Origin of the sequence: Flavobacterium sp. UBA4197 (assembly GCF_002379575.1) — a bacterium.
Classification (GTDB): Bacteria; Bacteroidota; Bacteroidia; order Flavobacteriales; family Flavobacteriaceae; genus Flavobacterium; species Flavobacterium inviolabile.
Map to the genome: position 1 here is coordinate 22,910 of NZ_DFUB01000005.1, position 16,520 is coordinate 39,429.

The window sequence follows — 16,520 nt, forward strand, 5'->3', positions numbered from 1 at the left end:
ATTTCGTTAAATTGAGTTCAAAAATACGAAAATCGTTTGTTAAATTCACAATAGGGACTATATTTGATTTCGAATTTTTCAACAACAAAAACAACAAACAATATGCCTATAAGTGCCAATGACCCTAACAGAAAATCGTGGTTACACGTCTCTGAAAACAGCGATTTCCCAATCCAAAATATTCCATTTGGAGTTTTCATAACAAAAGACGATGTCGTAACCATAGGAACTCGTATTGGTGATTTTGCGATCGATATGGGAGCCTTACAACAATTAGGGTACTTTGAAGGAATAGAATTAACAGACGATATGTTCATGCAGGATACGCTGAACGACTTTATCTCCGATGGAAAAAAAACATGGCGATTGGTTCGTAACCGCCTGGCTGAAATTTTTGACGCCGTAAATCCGCAATTAAGAGATAATGAAGCGCACAAAGAAGTTGTGATTTTCAATGTTAACGATATTGAAATGCAATTGCCGGTTTTAATCGGTGATTATACTGATTTCTATTCCAGTAAAGAACATGCTACTAATGTTGGTAAAATGTTCCGTGATCCGGACAATGCCTTATTGCCAAACTGGCTGCACATTCCGGTGGGTTACCACGGAAGAAGTTCAACGATAGTTCCTTCCGGAATCCCGATTCACCGCCCGATGGGACAAACCCTTCCAAACGGAGAAACACAACCGGTATTCGGACCTTCCCGTACGGTGGATTTCGAATTGGAAACCGCTTTCATCACAACCGATGCCAACATCATGGGCGAAAATATCCCTGTTGGTGAAACCGAAGACTATATCTTTGGTATGGTTTTACTAAACGACTGGAGTGCCCGTGACATCCAGAAATGGGAATATGTGCCGCTGGGACCATTCTTAGCGAAAAACTTTGCCTCTTCCATCTCTCCGTGGATTGTAACCTTAGATGCTTTGGAACCTTTCCGCGTGGCAAGTCCTGTACAGGAACCGGCTCCGCTGCCTTATTTACAGCAAACCGGCGATCATGCTTTCGATATTAACCTGGAAGTATTAATTGCACCGGAAAACGCAGAAGCAACCAGCGTTAGTAAATCCAACTTCAAATACATGTACTGGACAATGAGTCAGCAGCTGGCACACCACACCATCAACGGTTGCCGTGTGAATTCAGGTGATATGATGGGTTCCGGTACTATTTCCGGTCCAACAGAAGACAGTTTCGGTTCGATGCTGGAATTAACCTGGGGCGGAAAAAACCCGATTAAAATGAATGACGGTTCCGAACGTAAATTTATCAATGACGGCGATACTGTAATCATGAAAGGATACTGCCAGAATAACAATGTAAGAATCGGATTCGGAGAAGTTTCCAGTAAACTGCTTCCCGCTTTCGAAAGAAAATAGATTCTTTCCGAATCAAAATCAAACTCCGGATTAAATTCGGAGTTTTTTTATGTCCTGACCGAAAATACCTCTTAAAAAAATTATATTTTTGACCCAAAGTAAAATGTCCGATTTATGAAGAAAATTATAGCGCTGTTCTCCGTAATAGCATTTGTTTATTCCTGTGGTGTCAAACAAACCCAAAGCATGATCAGCGAAGGCGATTATGACGGTGCTATTAACCGTGCTATCGAAGGACTGAGCAATAACAAAAATGCCAAAGGTAAACAGGATTATGTCTATTTACTGGAAGAAGCGTTTGCCAAAGCCAAAGAACGTGATTTACGGACTATCGATTTACTGATAAAAGATGCCAATCCTTCCAAACTGGAAAAACTGTACAATACCTATTTGCAGCTTAACAACCGCCAGGAACGCATCCGCCCGCTATTGCCTTTGCAATTACTGAAAGAAAAACGCAATGCCCTTTTCCCTTTTGACGATTATTCCGATCAGATCATAAGCAGCAAAAATGCACTTGCCAAACACCTGTACAACAATTCCAAAGCTTTGTTGGCTACCAACGACAAAATGAATTTCAGAAGAGCTTACGACGATTTCGCTTATCTGGAAACCTTAAGCCCGGGCTTTAAAGATGTCAAAAAATTAATGGATGAGGCACAATTTAAAGGTACCGACTTTGTAAACGTCTATACAAAAAACGAAACCAATATGGTCATTCCGGTTGGTCTGCAAAACGATCTTCTGGATTTCAGCACACTGGGATTAAACGACAAATGGACCGTTTACCACAGTAACCGGCAAAAAGGAGTGACTTACGATTTTGGTTTAATTGTAAACTTCAGGGACATTAAAATCACTCCGGAACAAATCAAAGAAAAACAATTCATCAAGGAAAAACAGATTAAAGACGGCGTAAAAAACCTGTTGGATGCTAACGGACGTGTGGTAAGGGACAGTTTGGGCAAACCGATTAAAGTAGACAACTTCCGTACGATAAAGATCAACATCTATGAATTTACACAATTCAAAGCCTGCCAGATAACGGCTAAAGTTGATTATATCGATTTTAAAACCAACCAGCTGATCGAAACTTTCCCGTTGAGCAGTGAATTTGTTTTCCAGAACATCTATGCCAATTATAACGGAGACCGACGTGCCAGCGATGAAAATTACTACCAGTATTTTGACCGCAAAGCCGTGCCGTTCCCAAGCAACGAACAAATGGTTTTTGACACCGGCGAAGATCTTAAATCCAAATTAAAAAACATTATCACCCGGAATAAATTCCGTAAATAACACCCCTGTTTTCAGGCTGTACCAACCAAAGTGCTTTAGTAATTAAAGCACTTTTTTTATTTCCGAAAGGCTGCATTAAAATATTAACAAGCATTATAATATTAATTATTTGTTAATAAAAATTTGACGTTTTATAAAATATAAATGCTAATTTTATGAAAATCAAATCTATACATTATGAAAAAAAACCTACTTTTCATTTCGATGTTGTTTTTAGGCATCAGCGGCCATGCCCAGAAACTATCCGAATTCAATCGCATTAATGTTGAGGGATTTTACACCAATCCCGTAGTAGCTCCAAACGGAGACTATGCCTTGCTAACAGGCGAGCATTTTAAAGGGCTCTATCTTTTAGACCTGAAAAAAAACACTGTTGTCAAAATTTCCGATAAGGATGGCAGCGGTTATGGTTACAGCTGGGATAAGAACGGTATCGTTTTTTATTTCAAAGAAAAAGGAGAAAAAGAATATTTCTCACAATCCAGAGTTATGGCCTATGATGTTACCACCAAACAACTGGAACGTAAAACAAACATCAATCACAACTTCCTGCCTTCGTTTCAGGGTGAAACAACAAACATAGTTGTTTACACCAACCTAACGACTTTAAAAATCGAAGCCAAAGATCTGGCCAGCGATAAAAGCTGGGTAGTTACCGGCGATGAAGGACAATTCTACAACGCTATTTTATCCAATGACGGTAAAAAAGTAGCGGTACACAACGGTCCGGACATTTTTGTTTACGACCTTAACGGAGACGGAAAAGGAACAAAAGTGGGCACCGGAATCGCAACTTCCTGGTCGGCAGACGACAAATACTTATTAGGCTTTTTAGACGAAAGTGAAGACGGGCATACGGTAAGCAACTCCGAGATATACCTTTTTGACACCAGCACTTTCAGACCGAAAAAAATCACCAATACAGAAGTTTTTACCGAAATGTTCCCAACATTTTACGGCAAAAACCAGATAATGTTTTCGGATGATAAAACCGGTAGAATTTTCACTTCTCAACTAAAAAACTAAACACATGAAAAAAATAACTGCACTCCTGTTTGCCTTAGTAGTGACCTTTATGGCAAATGCTCAGATAATCGTTATCGATCCGGGTCACGGATATGGCACCTCAACCAGTGACAATCCCGACGGAAGAACCGCAACCGAAATAGAAACTTCTCTGGAAGTGGGTTTACGAACCCGTACCCTGATCCAGAACAGCTGTACGTGGACTGTATACATGACCCGAACCACAAACCTAAACAGCTGGACATCCGTTACCCAAAGAGCAACGATGTCCAATAACTGGAATGCCGACCGTTTATTGAGCGTTCACTGTAACGCCGGCGGTGGTACCGGAACCGAGACTTTCTATTGTACTTATGACGATACCAATACCGCTCCGGATATTGCTTTTGCACAAAAAATCCAGGCCGATATGGTTTCTTACGGTTCCTGGACAAACAGACGCTGCGTGGAAGACAATAGCTTCCTGGCCTATCATTTGGGTGTTTTACGCTATTCTTCCGCTACAGGATGCTTAAATGAGATCGGTTTTGTGGATTCTGCCGATGCTACAAAACTAACAAGCTCCACCTGGAGGGATTCTTTTGCGTCTGCCTACTTTAATGCTTTAAAATCCAACCTGAACCTGACCTGCAGCGTTACCGCTCCGGGCGCATTCACATTGACCGCTACACCGGAATGCAACGGAACAGCTACCCGCGTAAGACTGAACTGGACGGCTTCTGCCAATGCCACCAGCTACGATATTTACAGAAACGGTGCTTTATATGCCAGCAGCATTACAGGAACACAATACCTGAATACCGCCGTTACCGCCGGAACTGCCTATACCTACTATGTAAAAGCTAAAAATGCCAGCAGCAGTACCAATAATTCAAACGGAACCCTGTCGGCTACACCGCCATCCTGCAGTACTCCGGGAGCCTTTACGGTAACTGCAACAGCAACCTGCAGCGGTACTACCAGTGCCATTAACGTTACCTGGACCGCTTCTGCCAATGCCACTACTTATGATATTTACAGAAACGGTAACCTGTATGCTCCGGATGTTACAGGAACGTCATTCTTAAACACTTACCTGATCACTGCCGGTACTACCTATACGTATTCGATGGTTGCCAAAAACAGTGTGGGAACAATCAGTAATTCGAACGGTACCCGCAGCGTAACAGCAACCAGCTGTGGTGCGAAAATGGCTGGTGAAACAGCTCCGAACGGATTTGACAGCTTAAACTTATACCCTAACCCGTCAGACGGAATAATCAACCTTTCCATTGAAAATATAGCCGTAAAACAGCTTCATCTGATGCTGATCGATACCAACGGACGTATCGTATTAGAAAACAATCTGACACCGGCAGACAACACCGTATCCGAGCAGATTGACATTCGTAATTTTGCTGCGGGAATCTATATTGTCAAGATTACAGCCGACAATAAAGAATACATTCGTAAGATTATTAAGAAATAAATCCTTTCTTTTTTGTTTAAATCCGGGGCAATGCTCCGGATTTTTTTTAGTGTAAAGCCCTGTAAACAGGGACTTCTATTGTTAAAAAAATCACTTTCTGTATTTTTTAACACATCCTATTACAAAATCTTTTACATTTGCAGCAATGAAAACAACAACGTTACATAGTAACTTTTCTACACGGAAAACCCTGATCCTATCTTCCCGGACAGAGCGGTCGACTTTCTAGTACCCGAGTTTTTCATATTGTTATTCATTTCTCATATTTCCCATTTTGGAACCAGTAATTTTTGTATCAGGACAAAACAGTCTTAACAACACATTTATATTTTTAGCATTACAGTCTGTAATACTGACAACACGACGGTAAAGGCTGCTCTTTTCGACACTAATTTCTTTTAGGCTCGAACCACACCCCCTATTTTTTATTTTCTATTAATCCTTTATTCATCATTGTTAGAAATGAATGTAATCATTGTTATTGCTCAAAAGGAGCATTATCACTATGCGCAGGAAATTTGCGACACCATCGAAACATCTGCCCTGCAGCGAGGTACCGGAATTGCCAAGAGAACTCCGGAATACATCCATAAAAAGATCGATTTACAGGAAGCTGTGATCGCTTTGGAGAATGGAAAATTTGCCGGATTCTGCTATATCGAAAGCTGGCAGCACGGAAAATTCGTAGCCCATTCCGGATTGATCGTACATCCCGGCTACAGGCATCTCGGATTGGCAAAAAAGATCAAAACTTTTGTATTTGAGTATTCCCAGAAAAAGTATCCGGAAGCAAAAATCTTCGGAATAACCACCGGTTTAGCGGTTATGAAAATCAATTCCGACCTCGGGTATCGTCCCGTTCCTTTTTCGGAACTAACCGATGATCCCAGTTTTTGGGCAGGCTGCAAAACCTGTACGAATTTCGATATCCTGCAACGCAAAGAAAACAAAATGTGCCTTTGCACCGGAATGCTGTACGACCCGAAAGAAAAGAAAAACCAGGAACAGGAATACACCTTTAACAAAAAAGTGCTGGGCAGATTAAAAAGCATCAAACAGGCACTTTTCTTAAAAAAATAATACCATGAACAAAACTCAGAACAATCATTCCAAAATAGTAGTATTGGCCTATAGCGGTGGTTTAGACACCTCTTTCTGCCTGACGTATTTAATCCAAAACGGTTTCGAAGTACATACAGTCCTAATAAATACCGGAGGCTTTACCGCAGCCGAACTGGAAACCATTACGGCCAGAGCCTATGCATTGGGCAGCACACAGCATACCAACCTGGACATTGTTGAAAAATACTATAACAAAGCCATCAGATACCTGATTTTCGGCAACGTACTCAAAAACAACACCTATCCCCTTTCGGTCAGTGCCGAACGTGTTTTCCAGGCATTGGAAGTCATAAAATATGCCAAAGCAAACGGAGCGGCAGCAATTGCGCACGGCAGTACCGGAGCCGGAAACGACCAGATTCGTTTTGACCTTATTTTTCAAACCATTGCACCCGAAATTGAAATTATCACCCCCATCAGAGACCTGCAATTGTCCCGCCAGCAGGAAGTGGAATTTTTACAGCAAAACGGCATCAACTATTCCTGGGAAAAAGCGCAATACTCTATCAACAAAGGAATCTGGGGAACCAGTGTGGGCGGAAAAGAAACCCTAACCTCACACCTGCCGTTACCGGAAGAAGCTTATCCGTCGCCATTACAAAAAACCGTACCTGAAAAAGTGATCCTTGAATTCGAAAAAGGAGAATTGGTCGGCATCAATCATCAAAAAGACATTCCGGCGAACAATATCCTCAAACTGGAAGCTCTGGCAAGCGCATTTGCTATTGGCAGAGACATACACGTGGGCGATACCATCATCGGTATTAAAGGCAGAGTCGGATTCGAAGCCGCGGCACCCTTACTCATTATCAAAGCTCATCACCTGCTGGAAAAACACGTACTCACAAAATGGCAGCAGTACTGGAAAGAACAATTGGGCAACTGGTACGGCATGTTGTTTCATGAAGGGCAATTCCTGGATCCGGTTATGCGCAATATCGAAACCTTCCTGACAGACTCTCAAAAAACAGTCAGCGGAAAAGTGACCGTAACGCTAAAGCCCTACCATTTCTCTTTGGACGGAGTAGAATCGGCTCACGACCTGATGAATTCCCGGTTCGGGCAATATGGCGAAATGAACAACGCCTGGACGCCCGAAGAAGCCAAAGGATTCATTAAAATTCTGGGCAATGCACAAACTATTTATTCACATGTAAATTATCTGGATTATGATTAATGCTGGTATTATCGGAGGTTCCGGCTACACTTCCGGAGAACTGTTGCGTTTACTGAATAACCATCCTAAGGCTGTAGTCGACTTTGTTTACAGCACCACCAATGCCGGTAAACCGGTAACAGATGTGCATCAGGACCTCCTTGGTGAAACGGACTTACTATTTACCGATACAGTAAACCCGGAAATCAATGTCTTGTTCCTTTGCCTGGGACACGGCAAATCGAAAGCCTTTTTAGCGGCACATTCTTTTGCCGGTCACACCCGTATCATCGATCTCGGAAATGACTTCCGTTTGCAGAAAGATGCGGAAGCCTTCGTTTACGGACTGCCGGAATGGAACAAAAAAGCCATACAGAAAGCACAGTTTATTGCCAATCCGGGCTGTTTCGCTACGGCTATTCAGCTCGCTTTACTACCGTTGGCACAGCACCAGGAACTGCAAAACAGTATTCATATTAATGCCACTACCGGAAGTACCGGTGCCGGCGTACAGCCTTCGGAAACAACGCATCACAGCTGGCGAAACAACAATATGTCCCATTACAAAGCCTTTGAACACCAGCATCTGGATGAAATACAGCAAAGTCTGGCCATCACACAGACCGATTTCTGTCAGGAACTGTTGTTTATACCCAACCGCGGCGATTTTACCAGAGGCATTTTTGCAACGCTGTATACCAAAACTGACAAATCACTGGACACACATGTAAAACAGTTTCAGGCCTTTTACGAAAAGGAACCGTTTGTTGTGGTCACCACCGGAAACATCCATTTGAAACAAGTGGTACAGACCAATAAATGCCTGATCAGCCTTACCAAAAAAGGAGATTACCTGTTGGTAACTTCCATTATTGATAACCTCATCAAAGGCGCATCCGGTCAGGCCATTCAAAACATGAACCTGATGTTCGGCTTAGATGAGAAAACAGGCTTGCAATTAAAATCCGGTAATTTCTAATCCCAATTTGCTTTTGCCCTTTGCCATTTACATTTTGCCCTTTGCTTTTTGCTAATTGCCCTTTGCTAATTGCCCTTTACTTTTCACTATTTAAAAACTAAAAAAATGAATCTATTCAACGTTTACCCCATATACAACATAACCCCAACCAGAGCCATGGGCGCTAAAGTATGGGATGCCAACAACCAGGAATACCTTGACTTCTACGGAGGCCACGGCGTTATTTCCATTGGTCATTCCCATACAGCCTATGTTAGTGCGATTACCGGACAGGTACAGAAAATAGGATTTTACTCCAATTCGATAGTAAACCCTATCCAGGAACAACTGGCACAAAAAACAGCACAGCTTTCCGGTTATCCCGACTATTCCTTATTCCTGTGCAACTCCGGCGCGGAAGCCAACGAAAATGCTTTAAAACTCGCTTCTTTCCACAATGGAAAATCCAGGATCATTGCATTTCAAAAAGCGTTTCACGGACGTACTTCTGCCGCGGTTGCCGTAACCGACAATCCCGCTATCACAGCGCCGGTTAACAATAAACACGAAGTCGTATTCCTACCGTTAAACGACATCGGTTCGGTAGCCGATGAAATTGCCAAAGGCGACGTCTGTGCCGTAATTATCGAAGGCATTCAGGGTGTTGGCGGACTGGACGAAGGTACAACCGCTTTCTTTCAGGCATTGCAACAGCTCTGTAAAGCCCATAACGTTATCCTGATCCTGGATGAAATCCAAAGCGGTTACGGCCGTTCCGGTAAATTCTTTGCCCATCAGCACCACGGAATTCAGCCGGACATCATTTCGATGGCAAAAGGAATGGGCAACGGTTTTCCTGTTGGCGGTATTTTAATCAGTCCCAGATTCAAAGCCTCCTATGGTTTGCTGGGAACCACATTTGGCGGCAACCACCTGGCTTGTGCTGCGGCTCTTTCGGTATTGGAAACCATCGAAAAAGAAGCTTTGATTGACAATGTCCGTCTTCAGCATGATTATTTCTGCGATCAGATGCAACAATTTCCCGAAATCAAAAAAGTGAAAGGCAGAGGACTAATGCTCGGACTGGAATTTAATTTTGACGTTAGCGAACTGCGTAAAAAGCTCATTTATGAAGAATACATCTTTACTGGCAATGCCGCACAGAAAAACCTGCTGCGCATACTGCCGCCATTATCCATCACCAAAGACGACACTGATTATTTTGTAAAAGGGCTCAAAAATGCGCTCGCAACCTTAACCTAAAACAACATGAAATATTTCACATCCGTAAACCATATTGACGATCTGGACGAGTTGCTTCTATTAGCCAAACAGATCAAATCCAATCCTTATGCCAACAAAACAGCAGGCGAAAACAAAACCCTGGGACTGTTATTTTTCAATCCCAGCTTAAGAACCCGACTGAGCACTCAAAAAGCAGCTGCTAATCTGGGCATGAACTGCATTACCATGAACCTCAACAACGAAGGCTGGAGCCTGGAATTTGAAGATGGTGCGGTTATGGACGGCGACAAAGCCGAACATGCAAAAGAAGCGGCACAGGTAATCTCCCAATATTGCGACATTATCGCCATTCGCAGTTTTCCTTCGTTAACCGATAAGGAAAAAGATGAAGAAGAACACGTCATCAACGCCTTTGTTCAGTATGCCTCCGTGCCGGTAATCAGCCTCGAAGGCGCCACGGAACATCCGCTACAGGCGGTTGCCGATATACTGACCATACAGGAATACAAGACGACCCAAAAGCCGAAGGTGGTCTTAACATGGGCACCGCACCCGAAAGCTTTGCCACATGCGGTTCCCAATTCCTTTATAAAAATGATGCAGCTCGCTAATGTTGATTTTGTTATTACACATCCGGAAGGTTATGAGCTCAATCCGGAAGTGACCAAAAACAGTACCGTTACCCACAACCAGGAGGAAGCATTTAAAGATGCCGATTTTATTTATGCCAAAAACTGGAGCAATTATAACGATTACGGGCAGATACTGTCGCAGGATGCTGCCTGGATGGTAACCCCGGAAAAAATGGCACTGACCAAACAGGCAAAATTCATGCATTGCCTTCCGGTGAGACGAAACCAGGTTGTTAGTGATGCCGTTTTAGACGGTGCCGATTCCATCGTCATTTCGCAGGCAAACAACAGAACCTATGCGGCACAGGCCGTTCTAACCAAAATATTAGCACATGAAAGCCAGTAAACCCAATATAACCATCGTTAAAATCGGCGGCAATGTTATTGATGATCCGGTTGCTTTATCGAAAGTATTGACCGCTTTTTCCAAAACAGACGGGCCTAAAATACTCGTTCACGGCGGCGGAAAAGAAGCCAGTAAAATCGCCATGTCCTTAGGTCTGGAACCGCAAATGATTGACGGCAGGAGAATTACCGACCAGTACATGCTGGATGTCGTTGTGATGACCTATGCCGGACTGATTAATAAAAGAATTGTTGCACAGCTGAACGCGAGGCAGTCAATAGCCATTGGTTTTTCCGGAGCCGATGGGAACACGATCGTATCCGAAAAAAGAAAAAATCCGGACATCGATTTTGGTTTCGTGGGGGACATCATTGCCGTTAATAAAGAACCACTCCCAAAAATACTGGACCAAAATATAGTACCGGTTTTCTGCGCCATTACCCATGACGGAAACGGACAGCTTTTAAACACCAATGCCGATACCATTGCATCGGAACTGGGCAGCGCCCTATCGGAAATCTATACGGTAAAGCTCATTTATTGCTTTGAAAAACAAGGTGTTTTAATCAACTCGAATGATGACGATTCCGTTATACCGGCCATCACCCGATCCAAATACAGGGATCTGCTGGAAATCGGTGCGATACATTCCGGTATGATCCCGAAACTCGACAACTGCTTCTTGGCATTGTCCAAAGGAGTCGACCGGGTCATTATCGGAAACCCGGCTGTTCTTGAAGATCCAAATACACGATGTACCACAATTAGCCTTTAACTTATGAAAACAATACCAACGCTAACAAACGAAACCATCCAGTTATTAAAAAAGCTCATTGCCACTCCTTCTTTTTCAGGAGAAGAACAGCAAACGGCACTATTACTCCGAAACTGGTTTCAGGAAAATAATATTCCTTTTAAACAGGAAAACAATAATATATGGGCCTACAACCAGCATTTCGACGCTTCCAAACCGACATTACTGCTCAACTCCCATCACGATACCGTAAAACCCAACCAAGGGTATACCCTTGATCCGTTTATCCCTATTGAGGAAGACGGCAAAATTTTCGGCCTCGGCAGTAATGATGCCGGTGGCTGCCTGGTTTCGCTATTGGCTGCCTTTGCTTATTACTATACACACGAAAACCTGTCGCACAATATTGTGATCGTGGCTTCCGCCGAAGAAGAAAGCAGCGGACCGAACGGTTTGAACAGCGTCCTGCAACATTTGCCTCCGCTGGATTGTGCAATAGTGGGCGAACCCACCGAAATGCAATTGGCCATAGCCGAAAAAGGACTTTTGGTACTGGATGTTACGGTAAACGGAACGGCCAGTCATGCCGCACATCACAACGATGATAACCCTATTTACAAAACGCTTGCCGTTATCGACTGGTTTAAAAATTACCGCTTTGAAAAGGTTTCCGACATATTGGGACCGGTTAAAATGACAATAACCCAGATCAATGCCGGAAAGCAGCATAATGTTGTTCCTGCCGAATGCCGGCTGGTCGTGGATATCCGTGTAAACGACCGCTACAGCAACCAGGAAATACTGGACACGGTGGTTCAGCAGGTATCGGCCGTTATAAAACCGCGCTCGATGAATTTAAATGCCTCTTCGATTGCACCACAGCATCCGTTAGTGCAATCCGGAATCGCTTCAGGACGCAGCACCTATGGTTCTCCAACGCTCTCCGACCAGTCGGTACTGAGCTGTCAGTCCTTAAAATTAGGACCGGGAAATTCCCTGCGTTCCCATACGGCTAACGAGTTTATCTATCGCCGGGAAATTGAAGAAGGAATTCAATTATACATCAACATACTCGAAGGCTATTTACTAACCACATAAAAACACGAAACATGAAATTATGGGAAAAAGGCATCCCTACGGATCAGAAAATTGAACAGTTTACCGTAGGCAATGACAGGGAACTGGATATTATTTTAGCCCGATATGATGTTTTGGGATCCATCGGTCATGCCAAAATGCTTTCAAAAACAGGATTACTGACCGAAACGGAAGCAGCGGACATTATCCAGGCACTGGAAGCGATACTGCTGACCATTGAAAAAGAACAGTTTACCATTGAAGCCGATTTTGAAGATGTACATTCCAAAATAGAGTCCATGCTGATTGCACAACTGGGCGACACCGGAAAAAAGATCCATACGGCGCGTTCCCGAAACGACCAGGTTTTGGTAGCCATGCATTTGTACCTTAAAGACGAAATCACCGCTATAAAAGCATTGGTCAAAGCACTTTTTGATTTGCTGATGGCATTAGCCGATAAAAATCAGCAGATTTTATTACCTGGTTATACACATCTGCAAATTGCCATGCCCTCCTCTTTTGGCTTGTGGTTTTCTGCCTATGCCGAAAGTCTGATTGACGATATCACGATGCTGAATGCCGCCTTACAGGTTGTCGACCAGAATCCGTTAGGTTCTGCGGCTGGTTATGGAAGCTCCTTTCCTATCGACCGAATGCATACAACCGAAACCCTGCAATTTGCAACATTAAAATACAATGTCGTTGCCGCGCAGATGAGCCGTGGAAAATCGGAAAAAACGCTGGCCTTTGCGATGAGCAGCATTGCCGGAACCTTGTCGAAACTGGCAATGGACGTCTGCCTGTATGTGAGTCAGAATTTTGATTTTATGACGCTGCCACAACAGCTCACCACCGGTTCCAGTATTATGCCGCATAAAAAAAATCCGGATATTTTTGAGTTGATCAGGGGAAAAGCGAATAAAATCCAGAGTCTGCCGTATGAACTGACCTTAATAACGAACAATCTGCCCAGTGGTTACCACAGGGAATTCCAGCTGCTGAAAGAGGGTTTGTTTCCGGCTATTCAAAATTTAAAATCCTGTCTGGAAATGACCCGTTATGCCTTGCAGGATATTGAAGTAAAAGAGACAATCCTAAACGATCCGAAATACAACTACCTCTTTACGGTAGATGCCTTAAACGAATTGGTCGTTCAGGGAATCCCGTTTCGGGATGCCTATAAAATAATAGCCGGGCAATTGGAAAACGGAACTTTCAAAGCTCCAGAAAAAACAAAACATACCCATGAAGGCAGTATCAACAATCTTTGCCTGGAAGAGATTCAGGCAAAAATGGAGAGCGCTTATTAATTTAGAAAATACGTTATGGCAGCATAACGTATTTTTTTTAAATGAAATCCTTTTGTCCGAAAACCAAAAAATCCATACTAAATGTATATATTTGAGTATAAGTTATCTTAAAGTAATAGTATGGCACAATTTGAAGATGAGGCTACCCAAACTCTTTTTAAGAAAAATTTAATTACAGCAAAACAATCCGACCAAATAAAGGAATATCGCCAGTTGGCTATTTTTTCACTTTATTCCGAATTAAAACTAATGCTGTACCTGTCGGTTTTATTATTCACTTCAGGAATCGGAATTTTAATTTATCAGAATATTGACAGTATCGGACACGTTGTTATCTTGTCGCTGCTGCTGCTCATCACAATATGCTGTTTCTACTTTTGCTTTAAAAATTCGAAAGGATTTCAAAAAGAAGAGTCCGGTTTTGAGAATCCTTTATGGCAGTATTTAGTGCTTGCGGCAACCCTTTTAAGCTGCATTTTTGTAGGATACATACAATTTCAATACACCCTTTTCGGAACCCATTACGGTTTAGCAACATTAATCCCTACAATTATCAGTTTCTTTTGCGCCTATTATTTTGACCATAAAGGCGTGTTAACCATTGCGGTAACCGGTTTAGCGGCCTATATTGGTCTTTCGGTTAGTCCTCAGGCATTGCTAAGCAACAATCTTTATTCAACAGCAACATTAAGCTATTCGGCAATTTTACTCGGCGTTTTATTAATTGCCTGGACTGTTTACAGCGCAAAGATTCACTTAAAAGTACATTTCAATTTTATCTTCCTCACGTATGCTTTGCATTTAATCAGTATTGCAACGATCAATAATTTATTTGATAACTGGCTGATGGCAGCGATACTTTTAAGCGTTTCCTCCTATTATTTTTACAAAACAAGCTATCAGATTCCTTCGGTTTCGTTATTTGCTTTTACAATTATATACGCCTATATAGGCCTAAACCTCCTGCTGTTTAAGTTTCTGATTTTTGTCAGAGCCGATAACTTTTATGAAATAATACTACTGGCCTCCCCCTTTTATATAATTGTTTCTATTATTTTATTTATCCGGTTAATTAAAAATTTCAATAAACATAAAGCAAATGATCGCATACGATAAGAATTTATTGAAAAACACTTTTTTGGTTACCGAAGCGAAGGCTTTAGAGAAAGCCCGTTTCATTACTAAAGAACAGTTCCAAAATGCGGTAAAAGCATTACCCGCACTGAAAAGCCAGCACAACATCTTAATCCGTTCAGGATTTTTCATATTGGGTGTTTTCCTGTATTCGTCTGTTAGTGGTGTATTAGCGCTATTCGGATTGGTCAATGTAGATCTCGCTATTGGATTGGTATATCTTTTTGCGGCAATTGGCCTGGTAGGATCTGAATTATTGGCACGACAAAAATATTATGGTTTCGGACTGGACGATGCTTTTATATTGGGAACGCAGTTTGCTCTGGGCATAGCCGTTACTTTTTCTACAGAAGGCAACATCCTGGTTATTACAGGCACGGTCACGATAGCCGCTTTAATGATGTATCTGCGTTATGTACATTTACCCTCCATGGTTGTTTTTTTCCTGGCTTTAACCGCTACACTGGCTTATGCTGTCTTTGATCTTTTGGCATATGGAAAAGCGATACTGCCTTTTGCGATGATGCTTTTTGCAGTTGGAATGTATGTTGCCGGTGTACAGCTTCTAAAAAAACTGACGGAACCTTTTTATTACAACGGAATCCTGCTGATCAGAAATTTCAGTCTGGTCTTATTTTATTTATCAGGGAATTATTTTGTTGTAAGGGAACTTTCAGCAGCAATGGCCAACACCTACTACGATTATAGTCCGGAAATTCCATTGTCATGGTTCTTCTGGTGCTTTACCTTTATCATTCCTGTTCTTTATATCGTTTTTGCATTACAAAACAAAAACAGGATGCTGCTTTGGATCGGTTTCCTGGCATTTTGTTTTTCGATTTTCAGCTTCCGGAATTACCATCATGTTTTGCCAACGGAGTTTGCACTGACTCTTGGAGGCTTATTCCTTTTTGCATTTACGTATTTTTCTATCAAAAAGATAAAAAACAATGCTACAGGCTTTACTTTCAAACCGGACCGCTTTGATAATTCCAATGCCTTGTTAAATGTGGAAACGCTGATTATCGCTTCTACTTTTGATTTAAAACCAGCAATAAAAGCGGAAGAATCGCCGATGGAATTCGGAGATGGCGGTTTTAGCGGTGGCGGATCGGGCGGAAGTTTTTAAAAAGGATAAGAAATCCGCAAATCAAAAATCCGGGATTTCTTATTTAGCTCCTTATGCTATTTTTTGTTTCAATACCTCAGCATCAATATCGCTGTGGGAAGCATCATATATTGCTTTTCCATTTTTAATCAGTACCAATTGCGGCGACTGGTGTTCCACTCCGAAACGTTGTGCTACCTCATTCGAAAGCGAACGATGCGCTAACAGATCCAGGAAATAAAGCTCCATCGCTGTTGCCGGCACGTCATATTCGTTTTCAAACTGCTTTAATGCCATTCTGCTGATGCTGCAACGGGTGCTGTGTTTAAAAATAGCTACTGGCTTTTCAAAAGAAATCTTTTCAATTTCATCCAGAGGCGTTTCCTCTAAATACAGCCAATGTACTTTTGGAAGGGCTTCTTCCTTCTTGTTCTCCCCGAATAGTTTGTCTAAAAAACTCATGTTTTGTCCGATTTTACGCCATTTTGACATTCAA

15 protein-coding genes are annotated in these 16,520 nt (G+C 42.3%); 14 read left to right on the forward strand and 1 reads right to left on the reverse strand.

The window, feature by feature from the left end; genetic code table 11:
- The first annotated feature begins 102 nt into the window (after positions 1 to 102).
- From fahA to B3394_RS01810, 14 genes are all read left to right on the forward strand, one after another.
- The gene (gene fahA / locus B3394_RS01745; protein ID WP_273245419.1) at positions 103 to 1,386 is read left to right on the forward strand and encodes a fumarylacetoacetase; all 1,284 of its coding nucleotides are present in this window, start codon (positions 103 to 105) and stop codon (positions 1,384 to 1,386) included.
- A gap of 114 nt (positions 1,387 to 1,500) precedes the next feature.
- A complete protein-coding gene (locus B3394_RS01750) occupies positions 1,501 to 2,685 on the forward strand; it encodes a hypothetical protein (protein ID WP_177734907.1) in 1,185 nt (394 codons plus the stop codon).
- Between the two features lie 177 nt (positions 2,686 to 2,862).
- A complete protein-coding gene (locus B3394_RS01755; protein WP_286912296.1) occupies positions 2,863 to 3,711 on the forward strand; it encodes a TolB family protein in 849 nt (282 codons plus the stop codon).
- A gap of 4 nt (positions 3,712 to 3,715) precedes the next feature.
- Complete coding sequence (locus B3394_RS01760; RefSeq protein ID WP_177734912.1) at positions 3,716 to 5,179, forward strand: N-acetylmuramoyl-L-alanine amidase; 1,464 nt, start codon at positions 3,716 to 3,718, stop codon at positions 5,177 to 5,179.
- Between the two features lie 462 nt (positions 5,180 to 5,641).
- Complete coding sequence (locus B3394_RS01765; RefSeq protein WP_286912302.1) at positions 5,642 to 6,259, forward strand: GNAT family N-acetyltransferase; 618 nt, start codon at positions 5,642 to 5,644, stop codon at positions 6,257 to 6,259.
- Positions 6,260 to 6,263: 4 nt separating this feature from the next.
- Positions 6,264 to 7,478: an argininosuccinate synthase domain-containing protein gene (locus tag B3394_RS01770; protein WP_286912306.1), complete on the forward strand. Its 1,215-nt coding sequence runs from the start codon at positions 6,264 to 6,266 to the stop codon at positions 7,476 to 7,478.
- Positions 7,471 to 8,436 carry an N-acetyl-gamma-glutamyl-phosphate reductase gene (argC, locus tag B3394_RS01775; RefSeq protein ID WP_286912311.1) on the forward strand — a complete coding sequence of 322 codons (966 nt, stop codon included), beginning with the start codon at positions 7,471 to 7,473 and terminating at the stop codon, positions 8,434 to 8,436. Before B3394_RS01770 ends, argC begins: the two co-directional genes overlap by 8 nt.
- 105 nt (positions 8,437 to 8,541) lie before the next feature.
- Positions 8,542 to 9,678, forward strand: a complete 1,137-nt coding sequence (locus B3394_RS01780) for an aspartate aminotransferase family protein (protein ID WP_286912316.1) — start codon at positions 8,542 to 8,544, stop codon at positions 9,676 to 9,678.
- 6 nt (positions 9,679 to 9,684) lie between these two features.
- On the forward strand, positions 9,685 to 10,638 hold the full coding sequence (locus B3394_RS01785) for an N-acetylornithine carbamoyltransferase (protein ID WP_286912319.1): 954 nt from the start codon (positions 9,685 to 9,687) through the stop codon (positions 10,636 to 10,638).
- A complete protein-coding gene (argB, locus tag B3394_RS01790; RefSeq protein ID WP_286912325.1) occupies positions 10,625 to 11,413 on the forward strand; it encodes an acetylglutamate kinase in 789 nt (262 codons plus the stop codon). The genes B3394_RS01785 and argB overlap by 14 nt, the downstream gene beginning before the upstream one ends.
- Before the next feature lie 3 nt (positions 11,414 to 11,416).
- Positions 11,417 to 12,490 carry a M20 family metallo-hydrolase gene (locus B3394_RS01795; protein ID WP_286912329.1) on the forward strand — a complete coding sequence of 358 codons (1,074 nt, stop codon included), beginning with the start codon at positions 11,417 to 11,419 and terminating at the stop codon, positions 12,488 to 12,490.
- Positions 12,491 to 12,501: 11 nt separating this feature from the next.
- Positions 12,502 to 13,782 carry an argininosuccinate lyase gene (argH, locus tag B3394_RS01800; protein WP_286912331.1) on the forward strand — a complete coding sequence of 427 codons (1,281 nt, stop codon included), beginning with the start codon at positions 12,502 to 12,504 and terminating at the stop codon, positions 13,780 to 13,782.
- Positions 13,783 to 13,902: 120 nt separating this feature from the next.
- Positions 13,903 to 14,898 (forward strand): DUF2157 domain-containing protein, encoded by a 996-nt coding sequence (locus B3394_RS01805; RefSeq protein WP_286912333.1) that lies wholly within the window; start codon positions 13,903 to 13,905, stop codon positions 14,896 to 14,898.
- Entirely contained in the window at positions 14,882 to 16,045 is a 1,164-nt protein-coding gene (locus B3394_RS01810; protein WP_286912338.1) for a hypothetical protein, read from the forward strand. Before B3394_RS01805 ends, B3394_RS01810 begins: the two co-directional genes overlap by 17 nt.
- 51 nt (positions 16,046 to 16,096) lie before the next feature.
- On the opposite strand, the gene ytxJ is transcribed toward B3394_RS01810, so the two are convergent.
- Complete coding sequence (ytxJ, locus tag B3394_RS01815) at positions 16,097 to 16,486, reverse strand: bacillithiol system redox-active protein YtxJ (RefSeq protein WP_177734934.1); 390 nt, start codon at positions 16,484 to 16,486, stop codon at positions 16,097 to 16,099.
- Positions 16,487 to 16,520 lie beyond the last annotated feature (34 nt).